Genomic DNA, 19,218 nt, shown 5'->3' with positions numbered 1-19,218 from the left:
CGTCAATCGGCGTGAAGGTGCGATCTGCGCTGCTCGTCGCAAGAACAGCCGCGAGAGCGCAGCGGGTCGCGTCTATGCGCCAAGCCGCTGGTCGTCTTCGCGCGATGCGCCTGGCGGCGTCGCGATGGGATGCGGTTCAGCGCATCTTTCTTGGTGACTTTCTTCTGGCGCCGCAGAAGAAAGTTGCCGCGCTGCCGGGCGCGCATCCCGGCATGGGCCTTGCCATCAACCCACACCAACGAACAAGCATATGAAGCACCTCCTGCTCATCACCACCCTGCTCGCCACCGCAGCGTCAGCCCAAACCCTGCGCTTCACCTTCGACGGCAAGCCGGCACAGGGCGAAATCGCCATCGCCAACGACACCGTCTACAGCCGCGAACGCGGCCACGGCTTCGAAGCCGACGACAAGCGCAACGCCGCCGGCCAGCCCTACTTCTTCTCGGTGGACCTGCCCGACGGCAACTACCGCGTGACGGCGACCTTGGGAAGCAAGGAGGCCAGCGACACGACGATCAAGGCCGAGCTGCGCCGCCTGCAACTCGACGGCATCAAGGTGCCCGCCGGCGCCACACAGACCCACAGCTTCCTCGTCAACGTCCGCACCGCCAACATCACCGCGACCCACGGCGTGGAAGCCGGCCGCGTGAAGCTGAAGGACCGCGAGATCAGCAGCGAAGCCTGGGCCTGGGACCGCCGCCTGACGCTCGAAATCAACGGCCAGCAACCGGCACTGCAACGCCTGACCATCGAGCCCGTCAAGGCCCCCACCGTCTACCTGCTGGGTGACTCCACCGTGGCCGACCAGTCCGGCGAGCCCTATGCCAGCTGGGGACAGATGCTGACGGTCTTGTTCAAGCCGACGGTCGCCGTGTCCAACCACGCCGAGTCCGGCGAGACCTTCCGCGATTCGCTGAACCGGCGCCGCATCGACAAGATCCTGTCGATGCTGCAGCCCGGCGACACGGTGCTGCTGCAGTTCGGCCACAACGACCAGAAGCAGCAGAAGGACGGCAGCGGCAATGCCGAGACCTACAAGGCCGAGATGCGCACGCATGCTCAAGCCATCCAGGCGCGCGGCGGCATCCCCGTCATCGTGTCGTCGATGGAGCGCCGCAACTTCGACCCGGCCACCGCCAAGCTGCGCCCCAGCCTGACCGAGTACGCCAACGCCGCCCGCACCGTGGCGCAGGACATGAAGCTGGCCTTCATCGACCTCAACGCGATGAGCATCCAGTTCTACGAGGCGCTGGGCCCGGAGCGCTCGCAGGCCGCGCATCCGATGAACAACGGCAAGCTGGACAACACCCACCACAACAACTACGGCGCCATGCAGTTGGCCCGTTTGATCGCGCAGGGATTGAGGGAAGCCCGCGTGCCGGTGGCCGCGCAACTGCGCGATGATCTGGGCGCCATCTCGCCGGCACAGCCGCCGGCACCGGAGCAGTTCCGCGTTGCGACCAGCCCCGGCTTCACCCAACTCAGACCTCTCGGGGACTGACGGCCCCTCGCCCAGACTCGCCCCGCTGAACGCGGGCGAGCCTGGTCGGTCCCCCGAGGGGACGGCGATGCTTGCGGGCCGGCTTGGGGCGGCCCGGCGCTCGGCCCGCAGTTCAAGACACCAGGCCACCGAACGGACCTATGAGAACACGCAGCATGAAAACAACCGCCCTTGCCGTGGCGCTGGCCTGCGCCGCGCTCTTTCACGCCCCTGTCACGACCGCCACCCCGCCCAAGCCCGCACTGGTCGCAGGCTTCTCGGCCGAGCGCCTGCAGCGGCTCGACACGGCCATCAACGACGAGATCGCCCGCCAGCAGCTGGCCGGCGGCGTCATGGTGGTGCTGCGCGACGGCAAGCCGGTGGTGTTCAAGGCCTATGGCCAGCAGGACATCGAGGGCGCCAAGCCCATGCGCACGGACACGATCTTCCGCATCGCGTCCATGACGAAGGCGCTGACGTCGGTGGCCGCGATGATGCTGTACGAGGAAGGCCGCTTCCTGCTGAAGGACCCGGTCGCCAAGTACCTGCCGGCGTTCGCCAACCTGCAGGTGGCCAGGCCCGACGGCAGCACCGAGAAGGCGCGCCGGTCGCTGACCATCCATGACCTGCTGACGCACACGGCCGGCATGAGCTACGGCCCCGGCCCCGCCAAGGCGGCCTACGACGCGGCCGGCATGAAGGACTGGTACCTGGTGGGCCACGACGAGACGCTTGCCGCTTGGACCGACCGCATGGCCGCGCTGCCGCTGCAGAGCCAGCCGGGCGAGGCCTTCATCTACGGCTATGCGACCGACGTGCTGGGCCGCCTCGTCGAGGTCGTGTCGGGGCAGTCGCTGGACCAGTTCATCAAGACGCGCATCACCGATCCGTTGCGCATGCCGGACACCAGCTTCCACCTGCCGCCCGAGAAGGTGGGGCGCCTGGCACATGTCTACGGCCTGGAAGGCGGCCAGCTCAAGCTGATGGAAACATCCGCCAAGAGCGACTTCGTCAACGGACCGCGCAAGCTGTTCTCGGGCGGCGCCGGCATGGTGTCGACCGCGGGCGACTACACGCGCTTCCTGCAGATGCTGCTGAACAAGGGCGAGCTGGACGGCCAGCGCCTGCTGGCGCCCAAGACGGTGGAGCTGATGACCGCCGACCACCTCGCCGACAAGGCCCGCGGCGATGCCGACGGCTTCGGCCTGGGCTTCTGGGTCAACGTGAAGCGCGGCGGCTTCAAGGAGCTGGGCAGCGAAGGCGCGTTCGGCTGGGGCAGCGCCTACTTCCCGCAGTACACGGTGGACCCGAAGGAGCGCCTGGTCATCCTGTTGATGACGCAGCTGCGCCCCGCGGGCAACTCCACGCTGAACCTGCGCGTGCGCAACCTGACCTACCAGGCGCTCATCAGGTAGCGCCTGCTCACCACCACATGACGGCCGTCTCACCGGCGAAAGACGCGAAGTACATGCGCACCCGCAGCACGTAGTTGCGCGTGCGCTGCAGCCTCAGCCTGAGCTGGGCGTTGCGGTCCTCGCCGCTGTCGTCGTCGCCGGCCAGGAACTTCAGCTCGCCGCCCACGTCCTCGTACAGCGCCACCAGCGTGTCGGCCTCGCCGAAGGTCGCGATCTGGTAGTTGCGCGTGCGGGACGGCTTCAGCCGCAGGTCGATCTGCTGGCCGGCCGCGATGGTCAACCGGCGCGACTCGGACAGCGCCAGCTCCTCGAACTCGTTCACCGGCGGCTGCGCCGGGTAGACCTTGCGCACCTGCGCGATGTCGCGCGCCGACAGGCCGCCGGGCGGCTGCAAGGGCTCCATGCGGTACTTGGCCGGCTCCAGGATCAGGCCTGCGTCGAACGGGTAGTGCATGACGGAGTCCGGGTCCCAGGACGTGCCTTCCACGGTGCTCGGATCCAGCTTGCGCAGGATGTTGAAGTGGGTCTTCTCGCGTGGCCAGCGGTTGGGCGGCGCGGCCAGCGCCGCGTAGACCTTCTCCTCGTCCCAGACGATGCCGGAGAACGGGTTCTGGTGTTCGTGGTTGAAGCCCAGCGTGTGGCCGATCTCGTGGATGGCGGTGTCGAGGTCCTGCGTCACGTCCCAGCCGATGTTCATCGTGCGCTCGCCCGCCGGTATCTCGCGAACCACCCGGCCCACGTACGACCAGCTGCCGTCGCCGGCCATGAAGCCGATGCGGATCAGCGCCTGCTCGCGCGCCGGCACTTCCTTGAAGCGCAGCCCCAGGCCCAGGTCGGCCCAGACCTTGAACGCCTTGCGCACCGCCTGCTTCTGCGCATCAGGCCCGGCCCAGGGCACGAAGCGCGTGCTGCCGTCGGCCAGCAGCACGTTCTGGCCGTCTGTGGGTTGGTCGTAGAAGTAGTACGTCAGCTCGGTGCCGTTCAGCCACTTGTCGCGCAGCGTGTTGATGGCGGAGGCGCGCTCATCGCCCATCTGCGGCCCGGTAACGGGCGGCAGGCCGGGGCGCACGTTGCAGTAGTGATAGGCATAGCGCAGCGGCTGCGCCGTGTCGTCGGCCGCGTTGCGGCGGGCGCCTGATGAAGTGGCCATGTCTTGCTCCCTGAGGCTGCTGTAGTGACCTCTTCAGCTTAGGCAGCCGTCACGCAAAGCGCCCCTCAGAACTGGGGAGCAACCCAGGGTTTCCATCCATCGGATGCAGGACGAAACGCCGCAAGCGATCCCGTTTTTCACGCGTTGAGCGCTCCCACGATCACCCCGCGATATAGCGGCGCCGTACCGCGATGAAACGCTCACCGGGTTGACCGCACAGCAAGCACATGTCTCCCTAGAGTCCGCCGCCACGGACGCAGCGTCCCGCCGCGTCACGTGAACAAACACACAGAACTGGAGACTTCATGAACACGACGTGCTCGCGCCCGCCCTGGGCGCGCTGGCTGGCCACGGCCCTGCTTGCCGCATCCGCCTCTCCGGCCGCGCTGGCGGCTTTCACCATCACCACGGTGCACGACAGCGGCAACCCCGCGCGCCCGCAGTACGTCATCGACACCGATGCCGGCCTGGTGTTCAAGGTGCGCGCCTGGGACAACGGCGCCAGCACCACCTCCGCCGGCGACATCTCCAGCATGGTCTACCAGGGCGTGGAGTACGCCGATCCGGCGCGCGGCACGCAGCTGAACTCGGGCGCCGACTGGCTCTACACCGGCGTGGGCGCCGTGGCCGTGAAGGCCGAGCTGGTCAATGCCGACGGCAGCGTGGTGCCGGCCGCGACGACCAATGGCGGCGTCGTCACCGGCAATGCCTTCATCCGCGTGACGCTGACCGTCAACAGCACCAAGGGCGGCGTGCTGACGCACTACTACCTGGTGAAGAAGGGCGAGTCCAACATCCACATGGGCACGCACTTCACCGAGCAGCCCGACGTGCACGGCCTGGTGCGCTTCATCGCGCGCGTGCCCATCGCCAAGCTGCCCAACGGGGGCCCGGCCAACGCGGCCGGCGGCCTCATCACCTACGGCGGCGAGAGCTACTGGGCCGAGGACTTGCGCGGCACCAGCGGCGCCATCGAAGCCAGCGACGTGTTCGGCTTCGCGGCCGGCGACGCGCGCTACGGCCAGAGCCGCTCCAAGCACTACGCCAACCGCCGCCTGAAGGACTGGGAGTTCCTGGGCGGCACCGGCCCCGGCGTGGGCATCTGGTTCTGGCGCGACAACAACGAAGGCGGCTCCAGCGGCCCGTTCTACCGCAGCCTGCTGCAGCAGATCACCAGCACGCACAACGAGCTGACCTACATGGTCAATTACGGCGAGGCGCAGACGGAACCCTTCCGCCTGAACGTGCTGAACACGTACACGATGATCTTCAACGGCGGCGCGGCGCCGACCGCGCGGCCCGACACCAGCTGGTACGGCCAGATGGGCCTGGTGGGCTATGTGCCGCCGATGGGCCGCGGCGCCGTCACGGTGGCCGGCCTGACCGGTCGCGTGGCCGGCGTGCCCTACACGGTGGGCTTCGCGAATGCGCAAGCGCAGTACTGGGTGGACGCTGATCCCGTGGACGGCCACTTCACGGCCACCGGCATGCTGCCGGGCAACTACACGATGACCGTCTACAAGGGCGAGCTGGCCGTGCAGACCGTGCCCGTCACGGTGACCGCCAATGCCAGCTATGCGCTGAGCCCGGTGGCCATCACGGCCGACCCCGAGGCCACGCCCGCCATCTGGCGCATCGGCCGCTGGGACGGCACGCCACAGGAGTTCATCAACGGCGACCAGCTGACCTTCATGCACCCCGGCGACGTGCGCATGGCGTCGTGGAAGCCGGCGCCCTTCGTCATCGGCCAGTCCAACGCCGCGACGCAATGGCCGGCCTACCAGTGGAAAGACCACAACCCCAACCTGCAGGTGCGCTTCGTGCTCAAGCGCGGCCAGAACACGCAGCCGCTGCGCCTGCGTCTGGGCATCACGGCCGACTACAACAGCGCGCGCCCCATCGTCACCGTCAACAGCTGGTCGTCCGCCATCCCGCCCGCGCCGCCCAAGGTGTCGCGCAACCTGACCGTGGGCACCTACCGCGGCTTCAACCGCACCTACACGTTCGACATCCCGGCCTCGCAGCTGGTCGTCGGCACCAATGTGCTGACGCTGAACGTCGCCAGTGGCACGGCCGGTACCAACTTCCTGAGCCCGGCGCTGTCCTTCGACGCCATCGACCTCATCCCTGCGAACTGAACATGAAGAACAAGCTCATTCCCCTGCTCGCCGCGCTGCTCGCGGCGCCCGCCATGGCCGCCGTCGTGCAGACGAGCGGCATCGGCAGCGCCACGCCGGCCGCGAACCACCTGACCTTCGCCGCCGACTTCGAGGCCAACACCAACCTCGACAACCCCTGGAGCGAGGGCGGCCTGCGCTTCACCGCCGTCAACGCGGTGGGCAACGACAACGGCGGTTGCGGCTATGCCGGCGAGTTCTGCGTGGACCCCGGCCAGTCGTACAGCGAGGCCTTCTCGGGCAACTACTTCGCGGCCACGGGCCTGAACGCCTACCTGAGCATCCGCAGCGAAGGCCCCGACCTGAACGGCATCGAGTTCGCGGTGGACTCCGGCTTCGCCAGCATCCACGTGATGTGGCAGACCTGGCTGGACGGCGTGCTGACCGGCAACGGCAAGCTGTCCATGGGTCCGTCCGCCATCGGCGGCGTGCTGGGGCTCAGCGACCTGGCGGGCTTCGACGAGGTGCGCGTCTACGCCTTCGACAGCGCCAGCGACAACACCGGCTTCTCCGCGCCGGCCATCGACAGCGTGCGCGCCTTCACCATCCCAGAGCCGGGCTCGCTGGCGCTGGCCTCGCTGGCCGGCCTGGGCCTGGCGGCGGTGTGTCGCCGTCGTCGCTGAAAACCGTTCAAGCGCCCAACTGAAAGGGCCGGCCTCTGACGAGGCCGGCCCTTTGTGTTCGTGGCTGTCAGGTCAGTGCGCGCCGGCCTGCGCCCGCCATGCATCACGATAGGCCAGCCAGCCCGCCGGATTCCACGCCGGCACGGGCGCTGCGGCATCCTCGGCCTCGCGGCCCCAGGCGTCCAGCAACCAGGCGCCGCAGGTCGTGCCGCTGCTGTCGTCGGATACCGTCACGTCGCGCCCCTCGGCCAGCCCGGCCAGCAGCGGGCCGAACTCGGCATTGGCCGTGAAGGCCCCTTCCACCACCACGCGGCCGCTGGCGCCCAGCGCGTGCAGGCAATGGTCGGTCATCAGCACGACATACAGCGTGGCCAGCGCGGCCTGCTCGGCGGCCGTCGCGGCCAGCGGCCCGACGAAGCGGCCCACCTGACCGGCGAACGGGCCACCGGTCTCGGCGAAACAGGGCAAGGCCATCGTGCCCTGCGCGATCAGGCGTTCGACGTCCGCGCGCTCGAACGGCGCGGGCTGCGTGCCGGCGATGGCGCCGAACTCGCGGCCGCCCATGAAGCGCATGCAGGGCACGGCGTCGCCGAACACATTGCAGTTGGCGAGCATGTCCTGGGCCTCGACCAGAGGCTTGGTCGCCGAGCCCAGCGCCGCGGCGATCAGCCAGGTGCCGGTGGACAACACCGTGCAGGGACCGCTGCGTTGCAGCGTCAGCAGATGGCGCAGCAGCGATGCGTTGCTGTCGTGGACGCCGCAGACGATCTCGCAATCGGCGCTGATGCCGGTGCGCGCCGCCAGCTCGGGCTGGATGCGGCCCAGCCGCGCCCAGGCGTCACGCTGTTCGGGGAACAGCGACTCCCAGCCACGCGCCTCGACCAGCGATGACCAGCGCCGTTCGGCTGGCCGCCACAGGTCGGTATGGCAGCCCAGCGACGTGACCTCGCTGGCCGCGACGCCGCTGAAGCGCCAGGCCCAGTACTGCGGGTACATCAACACATGGCGGGTGCGCGCGAACTCATCGGGAAAGCGGGCCTGCAGCCACTCCAGCTGCCGGCCCAGGTTCAGGCCGGCCGGCAGGCGGGGCGAGCCGCTCTCGTCGAAGCCGGGCCGCACGGCGGCATAACGCTGCACATCGGCGGCATCGCCGAACTCGTGCTCGTAGTCCAGCACCGGCAGCACCAGGCCGGCGTCGTCCACAAGCGCGGCGGTGGCGCCATGCGTGACGGGCACGATGGCGCGGATGTCCGCCTGGCTGGCCAGCTCGGTCAGCTGAGCGCACATCCAGGTCCACAGCCGCTCGGTGTCGTGGTGGGGGTAGGGCCCCACGCGGCGCACGGTGTTGGGCGTGCGCACCTCCGCCAGCGCCTTGCCGGCGGCGTCGATCAGGGTCAGCTTGGCGTTGGTCTTGCCGATGTCGAGGACGACGGTGCCTGGGGTCATAGGAGTCTGTGCGGCAGTGGGCGTAGCCCGCGTTGAGTCTGGCAAGGGCGCAGGCAAGGCGTGAGGAGGCCGCGGGCTCGCGCCCGCAACGACGAGCAACGCCGCATGCGCCCTTGCCAGGCTCAACCCGGAGGGCCGGGGTGAGTTGCTGGGCAATACATCGTTGCCGATTCGTTAGGGGTCACGCCCCGCGACCCGCCACGGCGCGGGCCACGACCACTGCCGTACGGACTCCTTGGGTTCAAGAGACCAGCCCCGCGTGCAGGCCGTAGGCGTTGGCTTCCATCACTCCACGAAAGTCGTGCCCCAGGGCGGCTGCGTGCACGTCCTGCGGGTCCACCGCCTCGGGTTCGACGGTGATGACGCGCACGCCGTAGTGCTCCAGCAGCTGCACCGCACTGTCGGACGCGCCGGTGTCGGTGATGACGGTGGAGACACGGTTCAACCCGCACAGCACCAGGCCCGCCTTGCGCTGGAACTTGGAGCTGTCCACCAGCACGATGAGTTCCTCGGCTTGGCCGATCAGGCGCTTCTCGGCCTGGATCAGCAGCGGGTCGGCTTCCATCAGGCCCAGGATGCTCAGGCCGTAGACGCCCATGAACATCTTGGCCGCGTAGTGGTGCTGGGCCACGTCGTTCTCGAACGGGCTGAGGATGACGTTCTGCTCGCGGTAGACCTTGCCGCCGGGCAGGATGATCTCGTTGTCGCTGGTCAGCAGCAGGCGCTGCGCCATCAGGAAAGAGTTCGTCAGAATCTTCAGCTGTTTCTCGACGAGAAACTCCGTCATCATGAATGTGGTGGTTCCTCCATTCACGATGATGGTTTCGCCGTTATTGCACATCGAGGTGGCATAACGGGCGATGGCGCGTTTGGCAGCAGTATTCTGCTGAATATTGTTTTGAAAAGTCTCGCTGGACAGCGCGTATGACTTTTTCTTCTGCTCCAACCTTTGCGCGCCACCGCGGGTGCGCGTCAATTGGTTTTTGGCGGCCAGCCAGGAAATATCCCGGCGCACGGTTGCGGCGGATGCGGACAACCATTCCATCAACTGCTGAACGCTGGCGTGCTCACGCTCGTCCAGCAGTTTGAGCAGACGCTTGTGTCGCTTGTGATTGATCATGGAAGCCACCTTGCTGTCGGGCGCCTCCCGGGTCGGGAGCGACCGTTGTCTCTTGAGGAGTTGCCCGACCTCTTGGGGTGGGCATCGCTTTGCCGGATCAGGCCTGCGATAGCCCTCTCTCGGGTCACGCCCGAGGGCTGCTGCTCCCGGGCGCCGTCGCCATGCTGCACTGCAATCAAGATCGCTCAGATCGCAGGTGAAACACAGTTCCGAAAGCAGATTACGTCATTCCCATGACAGGGTCAATCAAGAAACGCTCACGGCCGTGAGCGTTTCGTGAGCGATTGCTTGTGCACCGCAGCATTCGCTCATCCTTTTGATTTTGCTTGTGAGCGTCGCGCATGAGCGCGGGTTTGAGTCCACACTGCGGCCCGTTTCGCCCATAGATACAGGGCACCGGGCCGCATGTCGCGGCCCCGCTGACGAACGACGCATTGATCACAGGCAAGCTCATGACTGCAAATTCCCAGACCCCCGCACAACCCCCGATCGCCTCCAAGTGGGATGACGCCGTCGCCGCCAAGATGAGCGAGCCCGAGCTGCTGCTGTACCGCTCCAACCTGCTGGGTTCCGACCTGCGCGTGACCAACTTCGGTGGCGGCAATACCTCGGCCAAGGTCACGATGCGTGACCACCTGACCGGCGAGGACGTGCAGGTCCTGTGGGTCAAGGGTTCCGGCGGTGATTTGGGCTCCATCAAGCTGGATGGTTTCTCCACGCTGTACATGGACAAGCTGAATGCGCTGAAGAAGCGTTATCGCGGCCTGGAACATGAAGATGAGATGGTGGATTACCTGCCGCACTGCACGTTCAATCTGAACCCGCGTGCCGCGAGTATCGATACCCCCCTGCACGCCTATATCCCGAAGGCGCATGTGGACCACATGCACCCGGACGCGATCATCGCCATCGCCGCCTGTGCCGACAGCAAGCGCCTGACCGAAGTGATCTTCGGCGGCCAGCTGGGCTGGCTGCCCTGGCAGCGCCCCGGCTACGACCTGGGCCTGAAGCTGGAAGCGCTGGCCACGTCGCAGCCCAACCTGAAGGGCATCATCCTGGAAGGCCACGGCCTGTTCACCTGGGGTGACACCGCCAAGAGCTGCTACGAGATCACGCTGGACATGATCCGCCTGGCCGAGCAGTGGCTGAACGAGAACATCAAGCAGCCGGTGTTCGGCGGCGTGAAGACGGTGACGCTACCCGCCGAGCAGCGCGCCGCCATCGCCGCCAAGCTGATGCCCGCGCTGCGCGGCCGCATCAGCGCCGACGAGCGCAAGCTGGGCGACTTCAACGACAGCGCCGAAGTGCTGCAGTTCGTCGGCAGCAACGACCTGGTCAAGCTGGCTGCGCTGGGCACCTCCTGCCCCGACCACTTCCTGCGCACCAAGATCCGCCCGCTGGTGCTGGACTTCGACCCCAGCAACCCCGACGTCGACGCCGTGCTGGCCGGCCTGGACACCGCGCTGGAAGCCTACCGCGCCGACTACCGCGCCTATCACGAGCGCTGCAAGCGCCCGACCAGCCCGGCCGTGCGCGATGCCAACCCCATCATCTACCTGATCCCCGGCGTGGGCATGCTGTCGTTCGCCAAGGACAAGGCCACGGCCCGCATCGCCGGTGAGTTCTACATCAACGCCATCAACGTGATGCGCGGCGCGAACGGTGTCGACAAGTACGTCGGCCTGCCCGAGCAGGAAGCCTTCGACATCGAGTACTGGCTGCTCGAAGAAGCCAAGCTGCAGCGCATGCCCAAGCCCAAGAGCCTGGCCGGCCGCGTGGCCCTGGTCACCGGCGGCGCCGGTGGCATCGGCCAGGCCGTTGCGCGCCAGCTGCTGCAGGAAGGTGCCTGCGTCATGCTGACCGACATCGACGCCGCTGCACTGGAAGAAGCCAAGGCCAACCTGCTGAAGGTCGGCGGCAAGGACGCCATCGCCACCGTGCAGGGCAACATCACGTCCGAATCCGAAGTGGAAGCCGTGCTGACGGCCACCGCGCTGCGCTTCGGCGGCCTGGACATCCTGGTGTCCAACGCCGGCATCGCCTCGGCCGCGCCGCTGGAAGACACGACGCTGGAAATCTGGCAGCGCAACCAGGACATCCTGGTGACCGGCTACTTCCTGGTGGGCCGAGGTGCCTTCCGCCTGATGAAGCAGCAGAAGATCGGCGGCGCCATGGTGTTCGTCGCCAGCAAGAACGGCTTGGTTGCTTCTGCCGGCGCATCGGCCTACTGCACGGCCAAGGCCGCCGAGATCCACCTGGCCCGCTGCATCGCGCTGGAAGGCGCGGCCGTCGGCGTGCGCGTCAACGTCGTCAACCCCGACGCCGTCATCCGTGGCTCGCGCATCTGGGACGGCAAGTGGAAGGAAGAGCGCGCGGCCTCCAACAAGATCGACAGCGACAACATCGAAGAGTTCTACCGCCAGCGCAGCATGCTCAAGCTCAGCGTGCTGCCGGAAGACATCGCCGAGGCGGTGTACTTCCTGGCCAGCGACAAGTCCGGCAAGAGCACGGGCAATGTCCTCAACGTCGACGCCGGCAATGCCGCCGCCTTCACCCGCTGAAGCGCAGACTAGCAAGCGCTTCAGGAGAATCACATGACCAAGAACATCATCGACGCCGGCCTGGTCGAGCAGCACAACGCCAAGCAGCGCGCTGAGCTGCAGGCCGACTACGACGCACTGGGCGGCATGCTGTCCCGCCGCGGCGTGGACATCGAAGCCCTGACCGCCAAGGCCCAGACCTTCGGCGTGGCCGTGCCCTCCTGGGGTGCCGGCACGGGCGGCACGCGCTTCGCGCGCTTCCCCGGCAAGGGCGAGCCGCGCGACGTCACCGAGAAGATGGAAGACTGCGCCGTCATCAACCAGCTGACGCGCGCCACGCCGGCCGTGTCGCTGCACTTCCCGTGGGACAAGCCCGCCGATCCCAAGGGTCTGCGTGAACAGGCCGACTCGCTGGGCCTGGGCTTCGACGCCGTCAACTCCAACACCTTCCAGGACCAGGCCGGCCAGTCCGCCACCTACAAGTTCGGCAGCCTGACGTCCACGAACAAGGCGTCGCGCGAACTGGCGGTCCAGCACAACATCGACTGCATCGAGCTCGGCAAGACGCTGGGCTCCAAGGGCCTGACGGTGTGGGTCGGCGACGGCGCCAACTTCCCCGGCCAGAGCAATCTGCGCGGCGCGCTGGAGCGCTACATCGACTCTGCCCGCGGCATCTACGCGGCCCTGCCGGACGACTGGCAGATGTACATCGAGCACAAGCTGTTCGAGCCGGCGTTCTACTGCAGCGTCATCGCCGACTGGGGCACCAGCTTCGCCGTCGCGCAGACGCTGGGCGACAAGGCCAAGTGCCTGGTGGACCTGGGCCACCATGCACCCAACACCAACATCGAGATGATCGTGGCGCGCCTGGCGCAGTTCGGCAAGCTGGGTGGCTTCCACTTCAACGACAGCAAGTACGGCGACGACGACCTGGACTCGGGTTCCATCGATCCGTTCCAGCTGTTCCTGATCTTCAACGAGCTGGCGGATTCGCAAGCCCGTGACGGCGCGGCGTTCAACCCGTCGTACATGCTGGACCAGTCGCACAACGTGACCGACCCCATCGAAAGCCTGATGAGCAGCGCCGTCGAAGTTCAGCGCGCCTTCGTGCAGGCCGCGCTGGTGGACCGCACGGCCCTCGTCGGCTTCCAGGAAAGCAACGACGTGCTGCAAGCCGCGCAGACGCTGAAGAAGGCCTTCCGCACCGACGTGAGCCCCATCCTCGCGATGGCCCGCCTGCGCTCGGGCGGCGCCATCGATCCGGTCGGCGCCTACCGCGCGGCCGGCTATCGCGAGCAGGTGGCCGTCAAGCGTCCGCCCAAGGCTGGCGCTTCGGGTTCTGGCATCGTCTAAGAGAGTCCGAAAAGCAACCACAGAGGCACAGAGACACAGAGGGGGCAATGCTTTCTCTGTGGCTCTGTGCCTCTTGTTCTTGAGCACATCAAATGAACGCCCAGGACTTCGGCGCACGCGGTGACGGCGTCACGCTGAACACCCGCGCACTGCAGGCTGCCATCGATGCGGCGGCGCTGCAGCGAGCGACGCTGCGCGTGCCGGCCGGCATCTATCTGACCGGCGCGCTGTTCCTGAAGAGCGGCATGACGCTGCACCTGGAGCGCGGCGCCACGCTGCTGGGCTCGCGCCACCTGGCCGACTACCCGCTCCTGCCCACCCGCGTGGCCGGCATCGAGATGCGCTGGCCGGCGGCGCTCATCAACGTGTACGGCGAGCACGACGTGGCGCTGGTGGGCGAAGGCTGCATCGACGGCGATGGCAAGGTCTTCTGGGACAGCTACTGGGCGCTGCGTGCCACCTACGAACCGCGCGGTCTGCGCTGGGCATCGGACTACGACTGCCAGCGGCCACGGTTGATCCAGGTGTTTGAATCTTCGCGAGTGAAGATTGGCGACGGCCTGCTGCTGCGCCGCTCGGGCTTCTGGACGCTGCACCTCTGCTACAGCGAGGACATCACCGTCGACGGCGTCACCATCCGCAACAACGAGGACGCCCACGGCCCGTCCACCGACGGCATCGACATCGACTCCTCGCGCCGCGTGAGCATCCGCCACGCCGACATCGCCGTCAACGACGACGCGCTGTGCCTGAAGGCCGGCCGCGATGCCGACGGCCTGCGCGTGGCGCGGCCCTGCGAAGACATCAGCATCAGCGACTGCATCGTGCGCGAGGGCGCCGCTGGCCTGACCTTCGGCAGCGAGACCTCGGGCGGCCTGCGTCGCATCAACGCGCAGCGCATCGAGGTCCACGCCAAGGTGCCCGTGGGCCTGCTGTTCAAGAGCGCCCCCACCCGCGGCGGCTTCGTCGAGGACGTGTCCATCAGCGACCTGACGCTGCGGGGCGTGCCGGTCGCCATGCGCGCGACGATGAACTGGAACCCCGCCTACAGCCAGGCGCAGATCCCTGACGCCGAACAGCACAGCGCACCACCGCACTGGCGAACCATGGCGCAACCCGTGTCGCGCGAGCAAGGCCGCACGCGCGTGGAAGGCGTGCGCATCCAGCGGCTGGTCGCGCGCGGCGCGCAGACAGCGTTCGAGGTGGATGCCACGGCCGAGGTGCCGCTGCGCCGCTTCGACTTCCGCGCACTGGACATCCAGGCCACGCGCGGCGGCCATGTTCAGGACGCGCTGGCCTGGCATTTCGACGAGGGCTGCCGGCTGCAGTTGGGCACGCCCATCGCGGCCGGCGCCAGTTGCCAGCTCGACGGGCTGGCCCCCATCCATTGGCATGTGGACGCGGCGCTGAAACGGCGCGACGTGTCCGACCGGCCCATGGCCGAGCAAGACGTTCTCTAGGAGACAGGAAGAAACATGAGCGACCAGATTCGCGCCTTCAAGATGCAGCTGAAACCCGGCGTGGTCGCCGAGTACAAGAAGCGCCATGACGAGCTGTGGCCCGACCTGGCCGAGGCGCTGCGCGGCGCCGGCATTTATGACTACTCCATCTTCCTGGACGAAAGCACGCTGAGCCTGTTCGCTGTGCTGAAGCTCAAGCCCGGCATGCCCATTGACGAGTTGCCCACGCTGCCCGTCATGCGCCGCTGGTGGGACTACATGGCCCCGCTGATGGAAGTTGAACCCGACAACAAGCCGCGCCAATGGGACCTGCCGTCCGTCTTCCACTTTGCGGGCTGATCCTCTCAGCACCGCTGCTCGCGCTTGGATGGTGCGAGGCGCCACGCAAGCTCGAACAAATCGCGACTGACGACTTCCGCGCCGGCCTCACCCGCTGGCGGCTGGAAGCGGAAGACGCGCGCGCCGTCGTCACCGCCGAGAAGGGCGTGCTGGACATCGCCACGCCCGCCGGCCTGAGCCTGTGGTGGCGCGAGCCGCTCTCCGGCGACTACGCCATCCGCCTCACCGCCGTGGCGCTACCCGCGCCGGCCAGCGCCGGCGAGCACGCCGGCCGCATCTCGGACCTCAACATGTTCTGGAATGCGCTGGAGGCCGACGGCAGCGAGCCCTATCCGCGCAGCGGCAAGTTCGGCGGCTACGACACGCTGCCGACCTACTACGTGGGCTTCGGCGCCAACGCCAACACGACGACGCGGCTGCGCCACTACACCGGCAGCGAACGCCGCTTGATTGCAGGGTTTGCAGACGGCGCCATCGCCGAGCCGCACGAGGCACCGATGACGCCGCAGACCCGTCTGCAATTGGGCAAACCGCTCACCGTCGAGATTGTTTCGCGCCACCCCACGGCTGACAACGCTGTGCACCTGCGCTGGCGTGCCGGCAGCAACGAACTCTTTACACGCGCCGACGCCAATCCACGCCTGCACGGCTACTTCGCGCTGCGGACAACAGCGAGCCGACTGCAGATCAGAGATTTCCAAATCCTCCAATGCCGATGAAGCACCTGTTCGCCACCCTCGCCCTTGCTGCCGCCACCGCGCAGGCCGCCGAGCCCGTCAAGATCAACATCCAGGCCGACCAGCCCGGCCCCGTCATCGCGCGGCAGATCTACGGCCAGTTCGGCGAGCACCTCGGTGCCGGCATCTACGAAGGCCTGTGGGTGGGCACGGACAGCAAGATCCCCAACGTGCGCGGCTGGCGCACGGACGTGGTCACGGCGCTGAAGGCCCTCAAGGTGCCCGTGCTGCGCTGGCCGGGCGGCTGCTTCGCCGACGAATACCACTGGCGCGACGGCATCGGCCCGCAGGCCCAGCGCCCGCCGCGCGTGAACACCAGCTGGGGCGGCGTCATCGAGCCCAACAGCGTGGGCACGCACGAGTTCATGGACCTGGCCGACCAGCTCGGCACCGAGGTCTACATCAACGCCAACCTCGGCTCGGGCACGGTGGCGGAGATGGCCCAGTGGCTGGAGTACCTGACCGCCGAAGGCGACACCGCGCTGGCCCGCGAACGCCGCGCCAACGGCCGCGACAAGCCCTGGCGCATCCAGTACTGGGGCATAGGCAACGAGAGCTGGGGCTGCGGCGGCCACATGAAGCCGAGCTACTACGCCGACCAGTACAAGCAATGGGCCACCTTCGCCAAGGCCCCGCGCGGCAACCGGCCCAAGCTGGTCGCCAGCGGCGGCCAGGAGCTGGAGCTGCACTGGACCGAGACGCTCAGCGCCGAGATCAAGGACCGCATGGCCGCCATCACCCACCACCAGTACTCGCTGCCCACGCGCGACTGGAAGAAGAAGGGCTCGGCCGTCAACTTCCCCGAGAGCGAATGGATCTCCACGCTGGCCGTGCCACAGACCATCGACGGCTACCTCGCCAAGCACCGCGAGATCCTGGACCGAAACGACCCGGCCAAGAAGGTCGCCATCTACTTCGACGAATGGGGCAGCTGGTACGACCCCGAGCCCGGCACCGACCCCGGCTTCCTGGTCCAGCGCAACACCCTGCGCGACGCCGTGCTGTCGGCGCTGCACTTCCACGTCTTCCACCGCCACGCCGACCGCGTGAAGATGGCCAACATCGCGCAGATGGTGAACGTGCTGCAGGCCGTGGTCATCACGGACAAGGAACGCATGGTGCTCACGCCGACGTATCACGCGTTCGCCATGCACCTGCCCTTCATGGACGCGACCTCGCTGCCCGTTCAGCTGAGCGGCGTGCCCGACTACACGCTGGGCAAGTACAGCATCCCGGCGCTCAGCGCGAGCGCGGCGAAGGCTGCCGACGGCAAGCTCATCCTGAGCCTGTCCAACACCAACCCGAATCAGCCGCTGCCGCTGCAACTGGCCGTGGGCGGCAAGGGCGTGCGCGCCGTGAGCGGCCAGCTGCTGACCGCAGCGACGATGGACGCGCAGAACTGGTACGACGCGCCCGACCGCGTGAAGCCCCAGCCGTTCAAGGCCGAGGCCAAGGGTGGTGTGCTCGCGCTGAACGTGCCGGCCAAGTCGGTGCTGGTGTTGGAGGTGCAGCCGTGATGCGCAAGCTGCTCGCGCTGCTGGCGCTCGTCACTGCGCCCGCAATCGCCGCCGACGACCTTCGCCCCCCCCTGCTGCTGACCGGCCAGCGCGCCGACGTGCAAGACCTGTCCGGCCGCTGGACCTACTCCAAGGACTACTACCGCACCGGCCTGACCGACATCAACGGCTGGGTCGCCAAGTCGCGCATGCAGCGCCACCGCGATGTGGACATCGCCGCCGAGGAAGCCAAGCCCGGCCCCGGCTTCTTCGAGTTCGACCTCGACCGCGGCCCCGGCATGCAGATCCCCGGCGCGTGGAACGCGGCCGAGCCGGAGCTGCGTTGGTACAACGGGCTGATCTGGTTCCAGCGCCGCTTCGACGTGCCTGCTCCGAAAGCCGGCACGCGCAGCTTCCTGCGCTTCGAGGGCGTGAACTACCGCGCCTACGTCTACCTGAACGGCAAGGAAGTCGGCCGGCACGAAGGCGGCTTCACGCCCTTCGTGCTGGAGGTGACCGAGGCACTGCGCGCGCAGGGCAACCGCCTCGTCGTCGGCGTGGACTCCAAGCACGACGCACAAAGCATCCCCGGCGAGATCACCGACTGGGACTTGTACGGCGGCATCACGCGGCCGGTGAAACTGATCCAGACGCCCGCCACCTTCATCGACGACGCCACGCTGCGCCTCACCGACGCCGGCCGCCTGGCGGGCAGCCTGCAGCTCAACGGCGCACAGGCCGCGAATGCGCAAGTCAGCGTGCAGATCGAAGGCCTGAACCTGAAGGCCCAGGCCACGACCGATGCCAAGGGCGAGGCCCGCTTCGACATCGCCGCGCCGGCCGCGCTGAAGCGCTGGTCGCCCGAGTCGCCGCAGCTCTATGCCGTGCGCTTCGCATCAGGTGCTGACGCCGTGAACGAGCGTATGGGTTTTCGCACGCTGGCCGTGAAGGGCGCCGACATCCTGCTCAACGGCAAGCTCGTCACGCTGCGCGGCGTGTCCATCCACGAGGAGGAGCTGGGCAGCAACCCGGCCCGCCGCATGACTGAGTCCGCCGCGCGAGCGCTGTTGACCGAAGTGAAGACCGGCCTGAACGGCAACTACGTGCGCCTGTCCCACTACCCGCACAACGAGACCATGCTGCGCGTGGCCGACGAGCTGGGGCTCATCGTCTGGAGCGAGATCCCCGTCTACTGGACCGTGGACTGGGACAACCCCGCCGTGCTGCTGAAGGCCCGCCGCCAGCAGGCCGAGACCATCTACCGCGACCGCAACCGCGCCGCACTCGCGCTGTGGAGCGTGGGCAACGAGACGCCCGTTGCCGACAACCGCACGCGCTTCCACGCCGCGCTCGCCGCCACCGTGCGCGAGCTGGACCCCAGCCGCCTCATCAGCGCCGCGCTGCTGGTGGAGCGCGAGGGCTACACCGTCAAGATCGCCGACCCGCTGCTGCCTCATCTCGACGTGATGGCAGTGAACACCTATGCGGGCTGGTATGGCAACGACACGCTGCAAGACCTCGCCAAGGTGCGCTGGGATCTGCCCACCGACAAGCCCTTGGTCATCTCCGAGTTCGGCGCCGACGCGTTGGCCGGCCATCACGATCTGGGCGCCGAGCCGAAGAAGTGGAGCGAGGAGTTCCAGGCCGCCTACTACCGCGCGACGCTGAAGATGCTGGCCGGCATTCCCAACCTGCGCGGCCTGTCGCCCTGGGTGCTGAAGGACTTCAAGTCGCCGCGCCGCGAGCACCCCGTCTTCCAGAACGGCTGGAACCGCAAGGGCCTGATCTCCGAGACCGGCCAGCGCAAGCAGGCGTTCGACGTGATGGCCGAGCACTACAAAAACCAGGCTCGCTGAGCCGGCGACTCCTTCCGGAGCCCCCA

General features: G+C 67.7%; 15 protein-coding genes. 12 read left to right on the top strand and 3 right to left on the bottom strand.

Annotation, left to right across the window (positions count from 1 at the left end):
* The first annotated feature begins 74 nt into the window (after positions 1-74).
* From J2X21_RS01335 to J2X21_RS01325, 3 genes are all read left to right on the top strand, one after another.
* Positions 75-254, top strand: a complete 180-nt coding sequence (locus J2X21_RS01335) for a hypothetical protein (RefSeq protein ID WP_310323907.1) — start codon at positions 75-77, stop codon at positions 252-254.
* The gene (locus J2X21_RS01330) at positions 251-1,501 is read left to right on the top strand and encodes a rhamnogalacturonan acetylesterase (protein ID WP_310323905.1); all 1,251 of its coding nucleotides are present in this window, start codon (positions 251-253) and stop codon (positions 1,499-1,501) included. The genes J2X21_RS01335 and J2X21_RS01330 overlap by 4 nt, the downstream gene beginning before the upstream one ends.
* A gap of 155 nt (positions 1,502-1,656) precedes the next feature.
* Entirely contained in the window at positions 1,657-2,895 is a 1,239-nt protein-coding gene (locus J2X21_RS01325) for a serine hydrolase domain-containing protein (RefSeq protein WP_310323903.1), read from the top strand.
* 7 nt (positions 2,896-2,902) lie between these two features.
* Here the strand turns inward: J2X21_RS01325 and J2X21_RS01320 are convergent, their stop codons facing one another.
* Positions 2,903-4,045, bottom strand: a complete 1,143-nt coding sequence (locus tag J2X21_RS01320) for a M12 family metallopeptidase (protein ID WP_310323901.1) — start codon at positions 4,043-4,045, stop codon at positions 2,903-2,905.
* 305 nt (positions 4,046-4,350) lie between these two features.
* Here J2X21_RS01320 and J2X21_RS01315 point away from each other — a divergent pair, with 305 nt between their 5' ends.
* Together J2X21_RS01315 and J2X21_RS01310 are read left to right on the top strand one after the other, a co-directional pair.
* Positions 4,351-6,183: a rhamnogalacturonan lyase B N-terminal domain-containing protein gene (locus tag J2X21_RS01315; RefSeq protein ID WP_310323899.1), complete on the top strand. Its 1,833-nt coding sequence runs from the start codon at positions 4,351-4,353 to the stop codon at positions 6,181-6,183.
* Positions 6,184-6,185: 2 nt separating this feature from the next.
* Entirely contained in the window at positions 6,186-6,845 is a 660-nt protein-coding gene (locus J2X21_RS01310) for a PEP-CTERM sorting domain-containing protein (RefSeq protein WP_310323897.1), read from the top strand.
* 72 nt (positions 6,846-6,917) lie between these two features.
* On the opposite strand, the gene J2X21_RS01305 is transcribed toward J2X21_RS01310, so the two are convergent.
* Both J2X21_RS01305 and J2X21_RS01300 read right to left on the bottom strand, forming a co-directional pair.
* Positions 6,918-8,291: an FGGY-family carbohydrate kinase gene (locus J2X21_RS01305; protein ID WP_310323895.1), complete on the bottom strand. Its 1,374-nt coding sequence runs from the start codon at positions 8,289-8,291 to the stop codon at positions 6,918-6,920.
* A gap of 241 nt (positions 8,292-8,532) precedes the next feature.
* A complete protein-coding gene (locus J2X21_RS01300) occupies positions 8,533-9,411 on the bottom strand; it encodes a DeoR/GlpR family DNA-binding transcription regulator (protein ID WP_310323893.1) in 879 nt (292 codons plus the stop codon).
* Positions 9,412-9,863: 452 nt separating this feature from the next.
* Here J2X21_RS01300 and J2X21_RS01295 point away from each other — a divergent pair, with 452 nt between their 5' ends.
* The 7 genes from J2X21_RS01295 (at position 9,864) to J2X21_RS01265 (ending at position 19,192) form a co-directional block, all read left to right on the top strand.
* A complete protein-coding gene (locus J2X21_RS01295; RefSeq protein ID WP_310323891.1) occupies positions 9,864-11,972 on the top strand; it encodes a bifunctional rhamnulose-1-phosphate aldolase/short-chain dehydrogenase in 2,109 nt (702 codons plus the stop codon).
* A gap of 33 nt (positions 11,973-12,005) precedes the next feature.
* Positions 12,006-13,304 (top strand): L-rhamnose catabolism isomerase, encoded by a 1,299-nt coding sequence (gene rhaI / locus J2X21_RS01290; protein WP_310323890.1) that lies wholly within the window; start codon positions 12,006-12,008, stop codon positions 13,302-13,304.
* A gap of 92 nt (positions 13,305-13,396) precedes the next feature.
* Positions 13,397-14,764 (top strand): glycoside hydrolase family 28 protein, encoded by a 1,368-nt coding sequence (locus J2X21_RS01285; RefSeq protein ID WP_310323887.1) that lies wholly within the window; start codon positions 13,397-13,399, stop codon positions 14,762-14,764.
* 15 nt (positions 14,765-14,779) lie between these two features.
* Entirely contained in the window at positions 14,780-15,103 is a 324-nt protein-coding gene (locus tag J2X21_RS01280; protein WP_310323886.1) for an L-rhamnose mutarotase, read from the top strand.
* Positions 15,067-15,822 carry a DUF6250 domain-containing protein gene (locus J2X21_RS01275; RefSeq protein ID WP_310323885.1) on the top strand — a complete coding sequence of 252 codons (756 nt, stop codon included), beginning with the start codon at positions 15,067-15,069 and terminating at the stop codon, positions 15,820-15,822. Before J2X21_RS01280 ends, J2X21_RS01275 begins: the two co-directional genes overlap by 37 nt.
* The gene (locus J2X21_RS01270) at positions 15,819-17,357 is read left to right on the top strand and encodes an alpha-N-arabinofuranosidase (RefSeq protein ID WP_310323883.1); all 1,539 of its coding nucleotides are present in this window, start codon (positions 15,819-15,821) and stop codon (positions 17,355-17,357) included. The genes J2X21_RS01275 and J2X21_RS01270 overlap by 4 nt, the downstream gene beginning before the upstream one ends.
* Positions 17,357-19,192, top strand: coding sequence for a glycoside hydrolase family 2 protein (locus J2X21_RS01265; RefSeq protein WP_310323881.1), 1,836 nt, complete (start codon positions 17,357-17,359; stop codon positions 19,190-19,192). Before J2X21_RS01270 ends, J2X21_RS01265 begins: the two co-directional genes overlap by 1 nt.
* Positions 19,193-19,218 lie beyond the last annotated feature (26 nt).

The organism is Roseateles asaccharophilus (assembly GCF_031458115.1).
GTDB classification, from domain to species: domain Bacteria; phylum Pseudomonadota; class Gammaproteobacteria; order Burkholderiales; family Burkholderiaceae_C; genus Pelomonas; species Pelomonas asaccharophilus_A.
The sequence above is the reverse complement of the archived record's forward strand: the minus strand, read 5'-3'. Positions and strand labels throughout refer to the sequence as shown.